The organism is Frankia sp. CpI1-P (assembly GCF_001421075.1).
Classification (GTDB): domain Bacteria; phylum Actinomycetota; class Actinomycetes; order Frankiales; family Frankiaceae; genus Frankia; species Frankia torreyi.
Genome location: NZ_LJJX01000041.1, coordinates 1 through 18425, shown reverse-complemented (window position 1 = coordinate 18425; position 18425 = coordinate 1). Strand labels below are relative to the sequence as shown.

Here is an 18425-nt window from a genome sequence, read left to right as displayed (position 1 = left end):
CCGACCTCCGTTCGCCGCCCACGCCGCCCCCGCGCGCTCGCGCTCGGCGAGCGAGCGCCGGGTCACGGTCGGTCTCCCGGGTCCGCCGCGCCCGCCGCGGCACCGGTCGGGCTGGGCTCGGGCGAGACGATGAGCACGCCGTCGGCGCCGTCGATCTCTCGCAGCCGAACGGCCACCGACTCGCGACGCGAGGTCGGCATGTTCTTCCCGACATAGTCCGCGCGGATCGGCAGTTCGCGATGGCCCCGGTCGACCAGGACGGCAAGCTGGACCGTGCGGGGGCGGCCATAGGCGGCCAGCGCGTCGAGCGCGGCGCGCACCGTGCGCCCCGAGTAGAGGACGTCGTCGACGAGGATGACCACCCGGCCGTCGACCCCGCCGTCGGGAATTTCGGTCACCTCCAGTGGCCGAACCCCGCGCAGTCGCAGATCGTCGCGGTACATCGTGGGGTCGAGCGAGCCGACAGGAAGATCCACTCCCTCGACGGCCTGTACTCGCTGTGCCAGACGATGCGCGAGGGGTACCCCTCGGGTGGGTACCCCGAGCAGCACGACACCGGCACCACCGGAGGNCTTTTCGAGGATCTGGTGCGCCATCCGGCTGACGATCCGGGTCATGTCATCGGCGGACAGTACTGTCCGGGCAATGCCGGGACGGCGCGATGCGGGGTCGCTCGCGGCAGCAGAGGCCACGCGGCATCCCTCCTTCCCCGCCTCACGGGACGGTCCTTAAAGGAGCGGTCTCAGCGACGTTACCAGGGCACTCCGGACGAGTGAGGGTCTCGCGGCGCGGGCCCGCCGACCCCCGTCCGGCCGTCTGACTCCGTCCGCGCCCCCCGGTTCGGCGGCCCGTGCGGATTGTTGCCGCGCCAACTATCATCGCCAAGCCGTGACTGCACGTCACCGGGTTCACTTCCGCATGCGCCGGTACGGCGAACGGCGGAAGTTCCCGCCGGGCAGGCGTAGGGCGCAACCGGAGGGCTACAGAAAGTGGTACAAAGAAAGAAGCGACACGACCCCCCGGGTGTCGAGCCTCAACCCGGCGGGCACTACTATCGGTAACCGCCGGCGGCACGAGCCCCGGTTCCAACTGATCGACCACGACAGGAGTGGGCACTCCGATGTCCGACTATGCGAAGGCGCTCGGTGCTCGGCTGCGCGCGATACGCACCCAGCAGGGGCTCTCGCTTCATGGCGTCGAAGAGAAGTCGCACGGTCGGTGGAAAGCCGTCGTCGTCGGTTCCTACGAACGTGGGGACCGCNCCGTCACCGTACAGCGTCTCTCGGAGCTCGCGGAGTTCTACGGCGTTCCGGTCGGGGAGCTTCTTCCCGAGGGTTCCACCGTCGCCCCGCTGGAGCAGTCCCCGCGGATCGTCCTCGACCTCGAGCGCCTTTCCCAGGTGCCCAAGGAGCAGGGCGGACCGCTCGCGCGGTACGCGGCGACCATTCAGAGCCAGCGCGGCGACTACAACGGCCGGGTTCTCTCCATCCGCTACGAGGACCTGCGTTCCCTCGCAGTGATCTACGACACCTCCCCCAGCAAGCTCACCGAACAGCTCGTCTCGTGGGGCGTGCTGTCCCCGGAGCAGGGCGCGGACGCCACCGCTTCCGACGTCTGACAACCACGCCGGTGCTCCACCGGCAGCGCACCAACCAACGTTCCAGCATCACCAACGTTCCAGCACTACCAGCGGTTCCAGCACAGCACCACCGTTCCAGCACTACCAGCGTTCCAGCACCACCAGCGTTCCAGCGCCGCCTGGCGTCGCAGCACCACCAGCAGTCTCGTTCGTGGCACAGCAGCTTCAGCTCGATGTGATCGCGGGTCGGCTTTCGGGGTCTCCGGCCGGCCAAACGCGAGTGGCACACAGGTAGCCGGGGGTACCCCGGTACGTCGCTTGGGGCGACGTACCGGGCACGCCGATCGGCGGCACCGGCCAACCCGGTAGGTCAGGCCTCCCGGCCCGGCCCGGCATCCGGTCCCGGCGGGGCCGGCCGGCCCGCCACCGAGACCTCGCCCGCGGCCGGGACCTGCCCCGCCGCCGTCTGTTCGGCCGTCACCGGCACCGTCCCGGCGTCGACCAGACTGCCGAGCAGGCCGTTGACGAACATCGGCGATCGGTCGGTGGACAGGTTCTTCGCCAGCTCCACCGCCTCGTCGATGACGACCCGGGGCGGAACGTCGGGCCGCCACAACAGCTCCAGCACGGCAATCCGCAGGATGTTGCGGTCGACCGGGGGCATGCGCTCCAGCGACCAGCCCTCGGCGTGCCGGCCGATCCGCTCGTTGATCTCCCGCCAGTGCTCGACGACGCCCCTGACCAGCCCCTCGGCGTACTCCGAGACGGGCGGGTCGGCCTGGGCGCGCCGGGCGGTGAGGATCTCCGGGACGGCGGCCCCGCGCACGTCCGCCTCGAACAGGATGTCCAGCGCGCGCTTGCGGGCCTTGGACCTGGCGCTCAGCTCGTCACCCGGCCCAGATAACGGCCGTCGCGGGTGTCGACCTTGACCTTCTCGCCGGTCGTGATGAACAACGGCACGTTGATCGTCGCGCCCGTCTCCAGGGTCGCGGGCTTGGTGCCACCGGTCGAGCGGTCGCCCTGCACGCCCGGGTCGGTCTGGGCGATGGTGAGCTCGACGCTGGCGGGCAGCTCCACGTAGAGCGGGGCGCCGTCGTGCAGCGCGACGGTGCCGACAGTGTTCTCCAGCATGTAGTCGGCGGCCGTGCCGACGACGCCCGGCGGGATCGGGATCTGGTCGTAGGACTCGCTGTCCATGAAGACGAAGTCGGCGCCGTCCCGGTAGAGGTAGGTCATCTCGCGCCGGTCCACGGTCGCGACCTCGACCTTGACGCCGGCGTTGAAGGTGCGGTCGACGACCTTCCCGGTGAGCACGTTCTTCAGGGTCGTGCGGACGAACGCCCCGCCCTTACCCGGCTTGACGTGCTGGAAGCCGACGACGTTCCACAACACCCCGTCGATGTCGAGCGTCATGCCGTTCTTCANGTCGTTGCTGGTCGCCACTGCGCGCGTTCTCCCGTTCGGTTGCCGTGCATCGGCACGGCGGATCGTCGTCGTGCTGAAGCCTAGAGTCATCGGGTCGCACGCACCGCGGCGACCCTGCCGGCCGCGACCGCCCGCCCGGGACCGCTGCCGGTCCCTGCGCGGCGGCGATCAGCCAGGCCGCGGACAAGTCTACCGAGCCCGGCGCCCACGCCCCGGGGCAGCGGTGCGATCAGGGTGCGTCGGGCGGCGCCAGGCCGTCGGGAGCGACCGCCGTGAACGCGGCGACCAGCAGGCCGATGTCCGGATTGTCGAGGATGACGGTCTCGCCCTGGGCGGCCAGGCCGATAAAGCGCAGCCGGCGGCCGCGGGACTTCTTGTCCACGCGCATGGCGTCAAGCAGCGCCGGCCACCGGTCGCCGCGGTAGGTCACCGGCAGGCCGATGCGGGTCAGCAGCTCGCGATGCCGGTCGGCGGTGGCGTCGTCGAGGCCGGCGACGAGCCGCGACAGCTCCGCCGCGAACACCATGCCCACCGAGATCGCCGCGCCGTGCCGCCAGGTGAAGTGCTCGACCTTCTCGATCGCGTGGCCGAGGGTGTGGCCGTAGTTGAGGATCTCCCGGCGGCCGGCCTCCCGGGGGTCGCCGGAGACGACGTCTGCCTTGACCCGGATGGACCGTTCGACCAGTTCGGGCAGGTGCGCGGCGCCCGTGGGGTCGTCGTCGAGCAGGTCGAGGATGGCGGCGTCGGCGATGAACCCGGTCTTGACCACCTCGGCGAGCCCGGCGCGCACCTCGACGGCCGGCAGCGTGGCCAGCGCGGCGAGGTCGCACAGCACGGTCAGCGGCTGGTGGAACGCCCCGACCAGGTTCTTGCCCGCGTCGATGTCGATGCCGGTCTTGCCGCCGACGGCCGCGTCGACCATGCCGAGCACGGTGGTCGGCACCTGGACGACGTCCACCCCGCGCAGCCAGCTCGCGGCGACGAACCCGGCCAGGTCGGTCACGGTGCCACCACCGAGACCGATGATCATGTCGTCGCGGGTGAAGCCGATCCGGCCGAGGACGTCCCAGCAGAAACCGGCGATGCGTAGCTGCTTGGCCTCCTCGCCGTCGGGCACCTCGACCGCGTGTGCCTCGACCCCCGCGTTCGCCCGCAGGTCCGCGACGACGGCGTCCGCCGTGGCCCGCAGCGCGGCCGGATGGATCACCGCGGCGCGGGTCCGCCCGGCGACCGTCTCCGCGAGATCGCCGAGCAACCCCTCACCGAGCACGACGTCGTAGGCTCGCTCGCCGCCGGGACGGACCGGGATCCGCACGACGTCGGACACCCTCGCCCGCGCGCTCACCGCGGAATCCGCACTGACGCCGCCGGAGCTGGCGGCGTGGGCAGTTCCGCCAGGGCGGCGGCGACCAGATCGGCGACCTCGTTCGGCTCGCGGCCGGCGGTGTCGATGACAACCGCCGCCACCTCGGCGTACAGCGGCTGGCGGGCCTTGAGCAGGGCGGCGAGCCGGGCGCGCGGGCCCTCGACGAGCAGCGGCCGGTCGCGCGCGAGGCCAACTCGGCGCACCGCGTCGGACACGCCGACCTCCAGGTAGACGACCCGGTGACCCGCGAGCAGCGCCCTGGTGTCGGCGTCGAGGACCGCCCCGCCGCCCAGGGCGACGATCCCGCGGTGCTCGGCGAGGGCGGCGGCCACCGCCCGCGCCTCCGCGGCCCGGAAGTACTCCTCGCCGAACTCGATGAAGATGTCGGCGACGCTGCGACCGAGCTCCGCCTCGACGTCCGCGTCGGTGTCACGGAACCCGACGCCCCACCGCTGCGCGAGCCGGGTTCCCACCGTCGTCTTGCCTGCGCCGGGCGCTCCGACCAGGACCGCGCGCGGCCCGGCCGGCGCCGCCGGCGCCGCCTCCCCAACCATGATTCTTTTACCCCGTCTGCAGTTCTGCCCGACGACCGGTGGATGATCCGATCAGCGGATGTCCCGAACCGGTGGATGNCCCCGACCGGCGGATAACCGCCGCGTCAATGGATAACCAGGGACTTCAGGTACCCCTCGCAGTTGCGCCGGGTCTCCTCCACCGAGTCGCCGCCGAACTTCTCCAGGGCCGCGTCGGCGAGCACGAGCGCGACCATCGCCTCGGTGACGACGCCCGCGGCGGGCACCGCGCACACGTCCGACCGCTGGTTGATCGCGACCGCGGCCTCGCCGGTGGTCACGTCCACGGTGGACAGCGGGCGGGTGAGCGAGGAAATCGGCTTCATCGCCACCCGGACCCGCAGGGGCTCGCCGGTGGTCATGCCGCCCTCGACGCCGCCGGCCCGGTCGGTGGCGCGCCGCACGCGCCGGCCCACGCCGCCGACCGGCTCGATCTCGTCGTGCGCCACCGAGCCGCGGCGCCGCGCCGTGGTGAACCCGTCGCCGAACTCGACGCCCTTGATCGCCTGGATGCCCATGAGCTCGCCGGCGAGGCGCGCGTCGAGGCGGCGGTCGCCGTGCACGTAGCTGCCGAGCCCCGGCGGGCAGCCGTAGGCCAGCACCTCGACGATGCCGCCGAGGGTGTCGGAGTCGGCATGGGCGGCGTCGATCTCGGCGACCATCCGCTCGCTGGTCGCCTGGTCGGCGCAGCGGACGGGGTCGGCGTCGATCGCCGCGAGCGAGGTGGGCACGGGCAGGCCCGGCGGGACCTCGGCCGCGCCGATCGCGACGACGTGGGAGAGGATCTCGATGCCGTACGCCTGGCGGAGCAGCGCCTTGGCCGCGGTGCCGAGCGCGACGCGGGCGGCCGTCTCGCGGGCGCTGGCGCGCTCCAGCACCGGGCGGGCGTCGTCGAAACCGTACTTCTGCATGCCGGCAAGGTCGGCGTGGCCGGGCCGAGGCCGGGTGAGCGGGGCGTTGCGGCCCAGCCCCGCGAGCGCGGCCGGGTCGACCGGGTCGGGCGACATGACCCGCTCCCACTTCGGCCACTCGCTGTTGCGGATGACGACGCTGATCGGACCGCCGAGCGAGACGCCGTGGCGCAGGCCGCCCAGCAGCTCGACCACGTCCCGCTCGAAGCTCATCCGCGCCCCACGGCCGTGCCCGAGACGCCGGCGGGCAAGCTCCGCGGCGATGTCGTCACTGGTCACCCGGATACCCGCGGGCAGCCCCTCGACCGTGGCCACCAGGGCGGGACCGTGCGACTCCCCGGCAGTCAACCAACGCACCATGCCTCCAGTGTTTCACGACCACCCGATGGCGCACGTCGCGCCGGGAACGAGGTCACGTCCGTCGCCGCCGAGACCCACCTGTCGGGACAGCTCCGGCTTCCCCGGTCAGCCGCCGCCGGCCAGGACCGCCAGCAGGGTTCCGGCCAGCAGGAACGGCCCGTAGGCGAGGCGGTCGTGCCAGCGGGCCCGGCGGGCGGCGAGCAGCACGAGCGCCGCCACCCCGCCGAGGACCACCCCGGCGAACATCCCGAACACCACGCTCGGCCAGCCCAGCCAGCCCAGCGCCCCGCCGAGCAGACCCACGAGCTTGACGTCGCCCCGGCCGAGGCCGGCGCCCGGCAGCCGGTACAGCGCCAGGAAGGCCAGCCAGCAGGCGGCGCCGGCGATCGCGACCCGCAGCAGGCGACCCGGCGCGCCGTCGACCAGCGCGGCGAGCCCCAGCAGCGCGGCGAGCACCGGGTAGGACGGCAGCACCAGCAGGTCGGGCAGCCGGTGCACCCGCAGGTCGGCCACAGCCAGCCATACCCCGACCACACTGAGATACAGATAGGCGGGTAACCAGCCCGGGTGACGATGCAGCGCGGCGGTCACCGCGGCCACGACCACCGCCGCGGCGATCCCCAGGGCCGCCGTCCCGGGCGCGGCGTGGCGCGGCTCGTCGCCGTCCGGCGGGAGCACGCCGGCCACGACCCGGTGCCCGACCGGCACCGCGACCGCGAGCGCCACCAGCGCGATCAGCACGCTGAGCCCGATCTCGCCCACCGCTAGGGGCCCGGCACCGACATCACCCGACGGTCGGGCCGGCGCGGTGCAGGTCGGAGCCGATGGCGGTATCCGCACCCCTGCGTTCGTCGAGGGCGGCCTGGCCGGCGGCCAACAGCACCCCGGCGGGAACGCGGCGGCCCGTGAAGTGCTCGACCTGCCCGACGGCCTGGGCGGCGAGGATCTCCAGGCCGCTGGCGACCCGGGCGCCGGCCCGGTACGCGGCGGCGGCCAGCGCGGTCGGCCACGGATGGTAGAGCAGCTCGACGAGCTGGCTAGACGCCGGCCAGCGGCGGGTCGCGAGGGGGTCGGTCGCGCCGGCGGGGGTGGTGGCGATGACGAGGTCCGGGCCGGCGGGCAGGCCGGTGGCGAGCAGCTCCCAGGGCAGCGCCGTCACCTCGACGCCGAGGCGGGCGCCGATCCGGACCACCTCCGCGACCGCCTCGGGGCGCCGCGCCACCACGGCGACGTGCGGGCAGCCGGCAGCGGCGACGGCGGCGACGGCGGCGCGGGCGGTGCCGCCGGCGCCGAGGATCAGCGGCTGGCCGGGCACCGCGCCGCGCATGACCCGACTCAGGGCGACGCCGATGCCCACGACGTCGGTGTTGTAGCCGTGCAACCGCCCGGCCTCGCCGACGACGACGGTGTTGACCGCGCCGATCGCCGCGGCCGTCGGGTCGACCTCGTCGAGCAGGTCCACGGCGACGGTCTTGAGCGGCATCGTCAGGGACAGGCCGACCCAGTCCGGGTCGGACCGGACCCGCTGCACCATCGCCGGCAGGTCGGGCGCATCGCAGTGGATGGCCGTGTAGGTGACGGCGAGTCCGAGCTCCGCGTAGGCGGCCGCGTGCAGCACCGGGGAGAGAGAGTGGTCCACCGGGGCGCCGAGCACCGCGGCGCGGGCCGGATGCGCGGGCGTCGCCGCGGCGGCGAGGCTCTGCGGCCGTTGCGCCGCCGGCTGCGCGCCCACGCCACCGTTTCCTCCGCCACCGTTTTCCCCGCCACCGCCGCCCAGGCCGCCCGCCGCGCCTACGCCGCCCAGTTGGATCTCCCGCACCACGTGGCCTCCCGCCTGGTTCAGGGGCGTCCGGGCGCGACCGGACGCGCCGAATCGCCCGCCGCCGCCTGTGTTCACACCCGTCGGTCGCCCGTCCGGGACCCCGTTACTCCCTGCCGCCCTCGGCGCGGTACTGCGCCCGCGCCTCGGCCCACTCCGCATCGGTCGTGGCGAAACGCGTCACCTTGCTCTGCGGCATGGACACGAAATACAACCATGACCCGGCGGCNGGTTCCAGGGCGGACTTCAGCGCCCAGATCCCCGGGTTGGAGATCGCGCCCGGGGGCAGGCCGGCCACCGAGCGGGTGTTGTACGGATTGGCCTTGTTGAGCTGGTCCTTCGTCAGCGGACCCTCGTACTCGTCCTCGGCGTAGCGGGTGGTGGAGTCCATGTCGAGGCGACGGAAACGCCCGGAGGTGTCACCGAGCCGGTTGTAGATCACCCGGGCGACCTTCGGCCCTTCGCTGGCGTTCGCGACCTCCTTCTCGACGATCGAGGCGATGGTCACGATGTCGGCCGGCCTCGTCCCCAGCGCGGCGGCCTTGGCCTCCAGGTCGATCGACGCCGCCTCCTTCTTGAAGCGGGTGACGAAGGAGGTCAGCAACTGGATGGGGGTGGACCCGGGCACCAGGTCGTAGGTGGAGGGGAAGAGGTAGCCCTCCAGGGTCGGCGCGTAGGACGGCAGGCCGAGCTGGGCGGGGTTGCGGGCGATCGCCTCCAGGTCGCTCAACGGCAGGCCGAGCCGCTGGTGCAGGCCGTCGAGCACCTGGTGGACGGTCATGCCCTCCTTGATGACGAACTTGAACGGCGCGGAGGACGCCGGATCGAGCAACGCGGCGAGCGCCGCCTCGGCGCTCATCCGGCTGCGCAGCCGATAGGTTCCCGGCTGGATGCCCAGCGCCTTGGGGTTGGCGGAGGCGGCCTTGACGAACGCCGAGACGGACGCGGTCACCTCCGCGTCGTGCAGCTCCACGGCGATCTGGCGGGCGGTGGCGCCGTCGGGGACCTGGACCACCGCGATGCCGTCGCCCGAGCCGGCGTAATCGGCGCTGGTGGAGCCGCCGGAGACCCGGCCGATGACCTTGCCGATGCCGAAGATGGCGACGCCCAGCAGCGCGGCGACGACGAGGAGGACGGCGATCAGCTTCGGCAGCGCCCGGCTGCGGCGCTCGTCGGCACCCTCGTCGTCCCAGCCGCCGCCCCAGTCCTCGGCGTCGTCCGGCGGCGGGTAACCCCCGGCGGAGCGGCGATCACGGCGGCGACCGCCGTCGCGGCGGTCACGGTGCGAGCCGGCGTCGCGCGGGTGCGGATCGTCCTCGTAGTCGTCGGCGTAGCCCTCGCCGGCATAGCCCTCGTCGACGTAGCCCCCTTCGGCATAGCCCTCGCCGACGTACCCGTCCTCGGCGTACCCCTCGTCGGCATACCCGTCCTCGGGATGCCGGCCGGCGAGGCCTCGCTCGCCCGGGCCACGGTCGCCCGGGACTCGATCGACCGCGGCCCGGTCAGCCGCTCGGCGGTCGGCGTGTCCGGAGGAGCGGCGGCCACGGCGATAGGGATCCTCGTCGAGCATCTCGTCGAGGTTGCCGCCCGTCACCTCGCATCCTGGGAAGGGGCCTCCGCGGAAGGGGCCTCCGCGGAAGGGACCTCCGCAGACCCGGCCACGCCGGGCGCGCCGCCCCGGGGGCGGCTGTCCAGGTCGTGCTGCAGGATCTGCACGGCTGCCTCCTGATCCACGAGACTGCGGCGGGCGCGGGAACGAACGCCACGCTCGGCCATTCTGCGATGAGCCGCAACCGTGGTGAGCCGCTCGTCCACGAACCGCACGGGGACGGGGGCGATCCGCTCGGCGAGTACCTCGACGTACCGCCGNACCAGCTGGACTGCCCGCCCCTCCTGCCCCGACATCTGCCGGGGCAGGCCCACCACGACCTCTACAGCCTGCCTGTCCCGCACGATCTGGACAAGCTGCTCGATGTCCGCATTATGGCGCTTATCCCGTGCCAGGGTCGTGACGGGCACCGCGAGGACACCGCCGGGGTCGCTGGCGGCGACCCCGACCCGCACGGAGCCGACATCGACGCCGACGCGAACCCCGACGCCGACACGCACCTCGGANCGCGGAGCTGAGCCGGCGTTCCCCGGGCCAGTCCCCGACCCGCTCACCGGGNCCGCCGGACGGTCACCGGGACGCGAGCTCGGCCACCAGCCCACGCAGCTTCGCGAAGACGGCCGGGACCATCTCGGGGTTCCCGCCGCCGCCCTGGGCGATGTCGGGCTTGCCGCCGCCCTTGCCGCCCAGGCTCGCCCAGGAGTTGCGGACCAGGTCGCCGGCGCGCAGCCCCGCCGACCGAGCGCCGGAGTCGGTGACCACGACGATCGAGGAGCCGTCGGCCTTGACGACGGCGACGATCGCGGGCCGCCCCGCCAGCCGGCCGCGCACGTCCATCGCCAGCAGGCGCACGTCGTCGGGCGCGGTGCCGGCGGGCACCTCGGCGGTGACCACGGCGATGCCGCCGACGTCCTCGGCGCCCTCGGCCAGCGCCCCGGCCCCGGCGAGTACCGCGGCGGCCCGCAGCCGGTCCAGCTCCCGCTCGGCGTCGCGCAGCCGGCCCACGATGTCGGTGACGCGGTCGGCCAGCTCGTCGGGGCGGGCCTTGAGCGCCGTGGACAACTGGGAGACGAGCAGGTGCTCGCGGGCCAGGTAGCGGAACGCGTCGATGCCGACCAGCCCCTCCACCCGGCGGGTTCCGGCAGAGATCGACGACTCCGAGANCAGCTTGACCGCGCCGAGCTGGGCCGAGCTGGCGACGTGGGTGCCGCCGCACAGCTCGCGGGCGTAGTCGCCCACGTCGACGACGCGCACGGCGTCACCGTACTTCTCGCCGAACAGCGCCATCGCGCCGAGCCGGCGGGCCTCCTCCTGGGTCGTGACGAACGCACGGACCGGCAGGTCGCGCAGCGCCACCTCGTTGATCTCGTCCTCGACGTCGGTGAGGACCGACGGCGGGACCGCGCCGAGGGCGTGGAAGTCGAAGCGCAGTCGGCCCGGGGAATTCAGCGAGCCGGCCTGGGTCGCCCCCTCCCCCAGCGCCCGGCGGAACGCGGCGTGCACGAGGTGGGTGGCGGTGTGCGAGCGGGACACCGCGCGGCGGCGGTTCTCGTCGACCTCGGCCTGCACCCGGTCGCCGAGGCGCAGCTCCCCGGAACGCACCTTCACCCGGTGCAGGACCANCTCCGGCACCGGGCGCTGGACGTCGAGGACCTCGACCTCACCGCCGTCGAAGCGCAGCAGCCCGAAGTCGGGCTCCTGGCCGCCGCTCTCGGCGTAGAAGGGGGTCACGTCGAGGACGACCCCGACCTCCTCACCCTCGCCGACCACCTCGAGGCCCGCGCCGTCGGCGATGCCGACAAGACCGACGACGNCGGACTCGCGCGACAGCTCCTCGTAGCCGGTGAAGGTCGTCGCGCCGGAGCGGGCCAGGATCGGCCGAAACGCCGACAGGTCGACGTTGCCGATACGCCGCGCGGCCCGGTCGGCCTTGGCGGTCTGGCGCTGGCGCTCCATCAGCCGGCGGAACCCGGCCTCGTCGACGGACAGCCCCGCCTCGGCGGCCATCTCCAGCGTCAGGTCGATCGGGAAGCCGTAGGTGTCGTGGAGCTTGAACGCCTCGTCGCCGCCAAGGGTCGCCGCACCCGTGGAGCGGACCTGCCGCACCGCCGCGTCGAAGATCGTCGTACCGGTGCGCAGCGTCTCGGCGAACGACGCCTCCTCCGCGACGGCGACGCCGGTGATCGTCTCGGCGTTGTCGACGAGCTCCGGGTAGATCGGACCCATCGCGGTGCCGACGACGCCGAACAGCTCGCCCATGACCGGCTCGCGCGCGCCGAGCAGCCGGGCGTCGCGCACCGCCCGGCGCAGCAGGCGGCGCAGCACGTAGCCGCGGCCCTCGTTGGAGGGGACGACGCCGTCGGCGATGAGCATCGCCGCGGTGCGGGTGTGGTCGGCGACGACGCGCAGCCGCACGTCGTCGGCCGGGTCGGCGCCGTAGCGGCGGCCGGTGAGCCGGCCGGCGGCGTCGAGCACCGGGCGGGAGATGTCGATCTCGTAGAGGTTGTCGACGCCCTGCAGGATCGTCGCCATCCGCTCCAGGCCCATGCCCGTGTCGATGTTGCGGGCCGGCAGCTCGCGCAGGATCGGATAGTCGTACCCGGCACCCTCGCCCCGCTCGTACTGCATGAACACGAGGTTCCAGACCTCGAGGTAGCGCTCCTCGTCGGCGATCGGCCCGCCCTCGCGGCCGTACGCCGCGCCCCGGTCGAAGTAGATCTCGCTGCACGGCCCGCACGGACCGGGCACGCCCATCGACCAGAAGTTATCCTCCTTGTCGCGGCGCTGGATGCGCTCGGCGGGCAGCAGCTCCCGCCAGATCCCCTCGGCCTCGTCGTCATCGAGGTAGACCGTGGCCCACAGGTCGTCCGGCTTGAAGCCGAACCCGTCGACGAGCAGCTCGAAGGCGAACGGAATCGCCTCGGNCTTGAAGTAGTCGCCGAAGGAGAAGTTGCCGCACATCTGGAAGAACGACGCGTGCCGGGCGGTGCGGCCGACGTTTTCGATGTCGACGGTGCGCACGCACTTCTGCACGCTGGTGGCCCGCGGCCACGGCGTCGCCAGGTCCCCGAGGAAGTAGGGCTTGAACGGCACCATTCCGGCGTTGACCAGCAGCAACGTCGGGTCCTGAGCGACCAGCGAGGCACTCGGGACGATCGTGTGCCCGCGCCGGGCGAAGTGGTTGAGAAAGCGNCTGCGGATCTCGGCCGTGTCCATCGGGTTCACATCGTCCAGACTGGTGGGAGGAGGGGCGTCATCCTGGGATGGGCGGCGCTGCTGCCGCCGCCCGTGCGGCCGCCGCGCCGTCAAAGCCGTCAGGGCCGGCGGGCACCCGGGACCAGCCGCATGGTGCGCTCGGCGTCGTCGAGGCCGTCCGGATAGCCGGCCGGTGCGGCGCCACCGGCACCAGCACCGACGTCGGCGGGCCGCCCGGAGGGAGCGGAGGCATCGTCGTCCGGGTCGCGGTCGAGGCCGAGAGCAACACGGATCTCCTCCTCCCGCTCCGCCGCCGCCTCACGCACGTCCGCGAGGAACTCCTGCACCGACTGTACGAGAGATCCGGCCAGGCTCGTCGGGGTGAGGGCCGCAGCGGCCTTCGCCGCCTGGCGCACCACCACGACGCCGGCCGCGGCACCGAACGCCAGATAGAAGATCCTGGACATCTAACGGCCCCCCCGGCGTCCGTCGGTCGCCCCGGCGACCGGGGTCAGGCCAGCGTCCTCGGCGACCGTGCGCCGGGCCGCCTTGTCCGCCTTCATCTGCGACTTCACCCTCGACTCGACCTCGGACCGGGTGCGCTTGGCCGCAGCCTGGCGCACNCCGTAGCTGAACGCGGCCACCCGAACCATCGGGCCGCCGAGCGTCGCCGCGAACAGCGACGTCAGCGAGGAGACGTTCGTCGTGATCGACTGCACGTTGGCCGTGATCGCGTCGACCCGGTCCAGCTCCTTGTTCACATGCGCGAGTGCCACGTTGACCTCGTCGACCGTCGCACCGGCCTGCCGAACCCGGGCGGTTCCCTCGTCGATGGCGACACCGGTCTGACGCACCCGCGCCGCCGCCTCGTCGAAGATCTTGCCGAGTTTGAGCAGGACGAAACAGCCGAAGAGGGCGAGCACCGCGAACGCGCCCGACGCGATCAGGCCCGCGACCGCTCCACCGGACATATGTGCTCCTGCCTCCATCGTCGATTGGGCCGGTCCCACCCCACCCGATCCGGCACGCCGTGCCACGCCGCGGTCCGCCACCAGGGCCCTCGGTCGCGAGGGCTCGCGGCCTGCGTGGGACGCGGCCGTCGGTGGCCGCGAATCCCGCGGACCGCAACCGCGGTGACCGTGGACGCCGTGGGCGCCACCCCGGTGGCGCCCACGTGTGACCTTACCGAGGCAGCCGCGGGGGCCACGGGTAACCCCCGCCGCCCGCCCTGGGGCACGGGCCCGTGGCCAGGGCGTCTCTCAGGTGGCACAACGGTGGTTGCGAGAGACGGCGCTCAGCCGGACGGTCCCGGTGGCGTCGTGTCCGGCGTTGTGTCCGGCGTCGCGTCCGGCCCGCGCTGCCGCCCGCCGTCCGAGCCGCCCGCGGGCGTGCCCCGCACGGTGGATCGCAGTTCGCGCAGGCGTTCGGTGGCCCGGCGCTCGAAGCCGTTGCCGCCGGGCTGGTAGTAGTCCGTGCCGGTCAGCCCGTCGGGCGGGTACTGCTGGCGCACGACGCCGCCGGGGGCATCGTGCGGGTAGCGGTACCCGGCCCCGCTGCCGGCCCGGGCGGCCCCCCGATAGTGGGCGTCGCGCAGATGCGCCGGCACCGGGCCGGCCCGGCCGGCACGCACGTCGGCGCTGGCGGCGTCGATCGCCCGGATCACCGCGTTCGACTTCGGCGCCAGGGCGAGGTGGATGACCGCCTGAGCGAGCGCGAGCCGCGCCTCGGGCAGGCCGACCAGATCGAGTGCCTGCCCGGCGGCGACCGCGACGCCGAGCGCTCCCGGATCGGCCATCCCGATGTCCTCACTGGCCAGGATGATCATTCGGCGGGCGATGAACCGGGGGTCCTCGCCCGCCTCCAGCATCCGGGCGAGGTAGTGCAGCGCGGCGTCGGCATCGCCGCCGCGCATCGACTTGATGAACGCGCTGATCACGTCGTAGTGCTGGTCACCGGACCGGTCGTAGCGCACGGCCGCCCGGTTGACGGCCTGTTCGAGCACGTCCACCTCGAGCCGCGCCACCAGCCGACCAGGCCCGGCACCGCCGGCGGCTCCGCCGGGATCGCCGGGATCAGCGGGATCGGCGGCCGCACCGGGAGCTGTGGGAGCGCCGGGGCCGAGGGGAACGGCCGCGGCGAGGTCGGCCAGGAGTGCCTCGGCACCCGCCTCGAGGACGGTCAGCGCGCGGCGGGCGTCCCCACCGGCAAGGCGGACCACGTGCTCACGGGCCTCGTCGGTCAGCGTCACCCGGTCGGCGTACCCGCGGGGGTCGCGCAGTGCCCGGTCGAGCACGCCGCGGATGTCGTCGTCGGTGAGNGGCTCGAGGGTGAGCAGGAGCGACCGGGACAGCAGCGGGCTGACCACCGAGAAGAAGGGGTTCTCGGTGGTGGCCGCGACCAGGGTGACCCAGCCGAGCTCCACCGAGGGGAGCAGGGCGTCCTGCTGGGTGCGGGTGAAGCGGTGGACCTCGTCGATGAACAGCACGGTGCGCGCGCCGGAGGCCGAGCGAGCGGCGCGCGCCTCGTCGATCACGGCGCGGACGTCCTTCACCCCCGCCGTCACGGCGGACAGCTCCCGGAACCGCCGGCCGGTGGCTCGGGAGACGATGTGGGCCAGGGTGGTCTTCCCCGTACCGGGCGGCCCCCAGAGGATCACCGACGTCGTCCCGCCGCCCTCGACCAGCCGGCGCAGCGGGCTGCCCGCGCCGAGAAGGTGGCGCTGGCCGACGACCTCGTCCAGGTTCCGCGGCCGCAGCCGCGCCGCGAGCGGGGTCGGGCCGGCCCCGCCGGTCGCAGCCCCGCCGGTCGCAGCCCCGCCGGTCGCAGCCCCGCCATCGATGCTCCCGGCGTCCGATCCGCCCGCGCCGCCCGCGCCGCCCGCAGGGCCGACCGCGCCGCCGGCGCTGCGCGCAGCACCCGGCGGCGGTGTGGCGTCCCCGCCGAACAGGTCCGCGGTCTCGAACAGGCTCACCGGTTCACCGTACGACCGGGACCGACCCCGTCACGCGGCCGGATCGGACGCGGCAGCCGCGGATCGACACGCCTCAGCCGGAGCGGGTCGTCGACTCCCCCGTGGGCGGCCCGCTCCAGACGGGGACCGACGGGGCGGGCCGGTACTGGTCGCCGCGGGGGTTCACGAAGGCTGCCGGCAGGGATGGCTGACCGGCGGCCCCGCCCCTGCCCCCGCCCCTGCCCCCGCCCCTGCCCCCGCCCGAGGTTCGGCCCGCGGTTCGGCCCGCAGGCTCACCCCCGACCCCGTCCACCGCCGCCCTCCCCACGCCCGGGCGGCGATGGCGGCTGCTCTCGCGGGCCATCGAGAAGGAGCCGGACTCGGTCACGCCACCCAGGGCAGCGAAGATGACCACCGCGAGCACCGAGAAGGCGATCACACAGACGATCGGGGCGAGGGAGATCGGATCGGTGCCCGTCGTCCCCTCGTTCCCCGGCCCGGCCTGGACCTGGGTGGCGGCCATCGCGGTGTAGTGCATGCCGCAGACCGCCGCCGCCATGATCAGGGAGGCTGCGACCACGTGCCGGCCGGTGCGCACCCGGAAGGCGATCCACAGGGCCGCGAGGGCCGCGGCCACCGCGATGAGGATGGACAGCACGACGATGCCGCGCCGGTAGGTCACGGTCCCGCCGACGTGCATCGCGGCCATGCCGGTGTAGTGCATCGCGGCGATCCCCAGGCCGGAGACCACCCCGCTGAGCGCCAGCCATCCGGTATTCCGTGGACGGCGCGCCACGAGGGTGAGCCCCAGCGCCGAGACCGCCACGGCGAGGAGCAGCGATACCGCGGTGAGCGGTAGGGAGTACCGCAGGTCGAGCCCGTCGACGCGATAACCGATCATCCCGATGAAATGCATGGACCAGATCGCGCCGCCGCCGAGGGAGAGCGCCGCGGCGAGAGTCCAGCGAACCCTGGCCGCACCCTGGGACAGGGGGATCCGGATCGCGCTCACCAGCGCGGCGAATGATCCCACCGCGGCAAGCCCGACGGACACCACCACGAACAGAAGGTCCTGGCTCGCATGCTGATGAACGGCCTGCGCGACGATCACATGTTCCCCCTTGAAGCGGCCGGAGACCATCACATTTAGCACGTGTCGCATCGAAAGCCAAAATTGTCTCGAAAGCAACCGACACCTCACACGGTCCGTTTGACGCCGAAAACGGACTATGTGGATTTATCGGGCGCCTAATGTAACGCATCGGAGCGTTCGAGGCCGTCGCCCGACGACGTCCACGGCGGTGTCGGGCCGACTCGACCGAGCCGTCCGAGGCCACGGAGCTGCACGGACAGACCCGCCGCCCACGTGCCCACTCGGGCCCAAGGTCCCTTTCCGCAGTGACCTCCGGCCCAGATCACCCTGCCAACCCAGATCACCCTGCCAGCCCAGGCCGCCCCGCCAGCCCAGGCCGCCCCGCATCGAGCCGGACAAGGCCCGGACACGCAGCCGGTACCGAGGTTCGCCGTCGGCACAGACCCGCACGCCGACTCGAGGCCCGCGTTCCACTCGCCACGAGAGGAACGGGACCCACATTTCCACGGACCGGCGGGCTTCCAGCGACCGGAAACGACGCCTTACGCTGAGCCGATCCCTTTCCCTCGACCACACTCGGATCACAAAGAACCGTGCCCGCCACTTGACAGGAACCCGATAGCGCCGGATCGCCGCGCACCATCCGGAACTCTCCACCGAGAGACCACATTTCATTCTTGCGAGACAACATCTTCCCAATGGTGCGCGTGTATGGTTCAGGTAGTCGGTTTATCTTCTCCTGCGGCTCCCNCCNCCTCCGTGGGGTGTGTGGCGGCGAGCGACGCCGATGCCTATCCCGCCGTTCACGGCGTCGGTAATGCACCTGGCGGTGGTGCTCACCACCGCGCGACGACGATCGGCGGGAATGGGCCCGGCGGCGCCCCGGCGCACCGGCCCGCGACCATCTCCGCCCCGGCGGTCGTGGTCACGGGTACCGGACGGCGACGCACCGCGCATCCGGCCGACGACCCCGACAGACGACGACACCCATAGACGACGCCCGATCGGTACCGCAGCTCATCCCGCAATCCGCCCCGCCAGATCCATCGCCCGCCCGATCCACCCCCGGTGACCGAAACCCCGCCCCGGAAAGGTGCACCATGACCGTGATCCCACCGCCCCGCGCCCGGACCGACCGACCCGTCCCCGTGGGGGCATCGGCCGCGGCCCCGCCCCGGGCAGAACCGTCGGACCGGTCCGCCCCGCCAAGTGGCTCCGCCGCGTCGGACGGTTCCCCGGCGCCGACGGGACCCGCGCGGCCGGGATGGCCCGCGACCTCCGCCCGGTCCGCGACACCGGGCCGCGGCGGCCCGCCGCGTAAGGGCACCGCCGCGGGCCGCCGCGGGCGGCGGGGATCCGCCCCGCCCGCGGACACCACCACGCCCCCGCACACCGACACACCCCCGCGCACCGACACACCCGCGCACACCGCCGCCATACGCATCGGGCGGCATGTCCGCGTTCCGAAGACCGCCGAACTCGTCGCCGCCCACCTACGCCGCCAGATCGTCCGCGGCGAACTCCACGAAGACGACGCCCTCCCCCC

Annotated in this window: 12 protein-coding genes and 15 pseudogenes; 3 read left to right on the top strand and 24 right to left on the bottom strand. The window is 73.4% G+C overall.

What is annotated here, in order from left to right:
- Positions 1-62: 62 nt before the first annotated feature.
- Both pyrR and FF86_RS55405 read right to left on the bottom strand, forming a co-directional pair.
- Positions 63-571 (bottom strand): annotated as a pseudogene (gene pyrR, locus FF86_RS22920) (bifunctional pyr operon transcriptional regulator/uracil phosphoribosyltransferase PyrR); the annotation flags it as partial.
- Position 572: 1 nt separating this feature from the next.
- Positions 573-692 (bottom strand): annotated as a pseudogene (locus tag FF86_RS55405) (bifunctional pyr operon transcriptional regulator/uracil phosphoribosyltransferase PyrR); the annotation flags it as partial.
- A gap of 428 nt (positions 693-1120) precedes the next feature.
- Here FF86_RS55405 and FF86_RS55400 point away from each other — a divergent pair.
- Positions 1121-1261: pseudogene (locus tag FF86_RS55400) on the top strand (transcriptional regulator); the annotation flags it as partial.
- A 1-nt stretch (position 1262) separates the two neighbouring features.
- The coding region (locus FF86_RS22915; RefSeq protein WP_242419327.1) for a transcriptional regulator at positions 1263-1618 on the top strand (356 nt) is incomplete at its 5' end.
- A gap of 331 nt (positions 1619-1949) precedes the next feature.
- Here the strand turns inward: FF86_RS22915 and nusB are convergent.
- From nusB to FF86_RS22845, 22 genes and pseudogenes are all read right to left on the bottom strand, one after another.
- Positions 1950-2405, bottom strand: coding sequence for a transcription antitermination factor NusB (nusB, locus tag FF86_RS22910; RefSeq protein ID WP_044886896.1), 456 nt, complete (start codon positions 2403-2405; stop codon positions 1950-1952).
- Positions 2406-2458: 53 nt separating this feature from the next.
- Positions 2459-3003, bottom strand: a pseudogene (gene efp / locus FF86_RS22905) (elongation factor P); the annotation flags it as partial.
- 230 nt (positions 3004-3233) lie between these two features.
- Positions 3234-4349 (bottom strand): 3-dehydroquinate synthase, encoded by a 1116-nt coding sequence (aroB, locus tag FF86_RS22900; protein WP_082122111.1) that lies wholly within the window; start codon positions 4347-4349, stop codon positions 3234-3236.
- Positions 4346-4924 carry a shikimate kinase gene (locus FF86_RS22895; RefSeq protein ID WP_044886893.1) on the bottom strand — a complete coding sequence of 193 codons (579 nt, stop codon included), beginning with the start codon at positions 4922-4924 and terminating at the stop codon, positions 4346-4348. The genes aroB and FF86_RS22895 overlap by 4 nt, the downstream gene beginning before the upstream one ends.
- Before the next feature lie 104 nt (positions 4925-5028).
- The gene (gene aroC / locus FF86_RS22890; protein ID WP_044886892.1) at positions 5029-6213 is read right to left on the bottom strand and encodes a chorismate synthase; all 1185 of its coding nucleotides are present in this window, start codon (positions 6211-6213) and stop codon (positions 5029-5031) included.
- 105 nt (positions 6214-6318) lie between these two features.
- The gene (locus FF86_RS22885) at positions 6319-6975 is read right to left on the bottom strand and encodes a prepilin peptidase (protein WP_044886891.1); all 657 of its coding nucleotides are present in this window, start codon (positions 6973-6975) and stop codon (positions 6319-6321) included.
- A 22-nt stretch (positions 6976-6997) separates the two neighbouring features.
- Positions 6998-7867, bottom strand: coding sequence for a shikimate dehydrogenase (locus tag FF86_RS22880; RefSeq protein ID WP_063870482.1), 870 nt, complete (start codon positions 7865-7867; stop codon positions 6998-7000).
- Positions 7868-8138: 271 nt separating this feature from the next.
- Positions 8139-8261: pseudogene (locus tag FF86_RS55395) on the bottom strand (hypothetical protein); the annotation flags it as partial.
- A gap of 1 nt (position 8262) precedes the next feature.
- Positions 8263-9602: endolytic transglycosylase MltG (mltG, locus tag FF86_RS22875; RefSeq protein WP_313954370.1), on the bottom strand; the 1340-nt coding region annotated here is incomplete at its 3' end.
- A 20-nt stretch (positions 9603-9622) separates the two neighbouring features.
- Positions 9623-9901 (bottom strand): annotated as a pseudogene (gene ruvX / locus FF86_RS55390) (Holliday junction resolvase RuvX); the annotation flags it as partial.
- Between the two features lies 1 nt (position 9902).
- Positions 9903-10147: pseudogene (gene ruvX, locus FF86_RS55385) on the bottom strand (Holliday junction resolvase RuvX); the annotation flags it as partial.
- 64 nt (positions 10148-10211) lie between these two features.
- Positions 10212-10804: pseudogene (locus FF86_RS55380) on the bottom strand (DHHA1 domain-containing protein); the annotation flags it as partial.
- A gap of 1 nt (position 10805) precedes the next feature.
- Positions 10806-11263: pseudogene (locus tag FF86_RS55375) on the bottom strand (alanine--tRNA ligase); the annotation flags it as partial.
- A gap of 1 nt (position 11264) precedes the next feature.
- Positions 11265-11454: pseudogene (locus FF86_RS55370) on the bottom strand (alanine--tRNA ligase-related protein); the annotation flags it as partial.
- A 1-nt stretch (position 11455) separates the two neighbouring features.
- A pseudogene (locus FF86_RS55365) lies at positions 11456-12565 on the bottom strand (alanine--tRNA ligase-related protein); the annotation flags it as partial.
- Position 12566: 1 nt separating this feature from the next.
- Positions 12567-12833 (bottom strand): annotated as a pseudogene (locus FF86_RS55360) (alanine--tRNA ligase-related protein); the annotation flags it as partial.
- A gap of 122 nt (positions 12834-12955) precedes the next feature.
- Positions 12956-13303 (bottom strand): hypothetical protein, encoded by a 348-nt coding sequence (locus FF86_RS22860; protein ID WP_044886887.1) that lies wholly within the window; start codon positions 13301-13303, stop codon positions 12956-12958.
- Positions 13304-13459: pseudogene (locus tag FF86_RS55355) on the bottom strand (DUF948 domain-containing protein); the annotation flags it as partial. It lies immediately after the preceding gene.
- Position 13460: 1 nt separating this feature from the next.
- Positions 13461-13807, bottom strand: a 347-nt coding sequence (locus tag FF86_RS22855) for a DUF948 domain-containing protein (RefSeq protein ID WP_242419325.1), incomplete at its 3' end; no start/stop codon positions are given.
- A 323-nt stretch (positions 13808-14130) separates the two neighbouring features.
- A pseudogene (locus FF86_RS55350) lies at positions 14131-15153 on the bottom strand (replication-associated recombination protein A); the annotation flags it as partial.
- A gap of 1 nt (position 15154) precedes the next feature.
- Positions 15155-15675: AAA family ATPase (locus FF86_RS55345; RefSeq protein WP_396230027.1), on the bottom strand; the 521-nt coding region annotated here is incomplete at its 3' end.
- Positions 15676-15880: 205 nt separating this feature from the next.
- Positions 15881-16948 (bottom strand): MHYT domain-containing protein, encoded by a 1068-nt coding sequence (locus FF86_RS22845; protein WP_095212304.1) that lies wholly within the window; start codon positions 16946-16948, stop codon positions 15881-15883.
- Between the two features lie 1031 nt (positions 16949-17979).
- Here FF86_RS22845 and FF86_RS36300 point away from each other — a divergent pair.
- Positions 17980-18425 (top strand): annotated as a pseudogene (locus tag FF86_RS36300) (hypothetical protein); the annotation flags it as partial.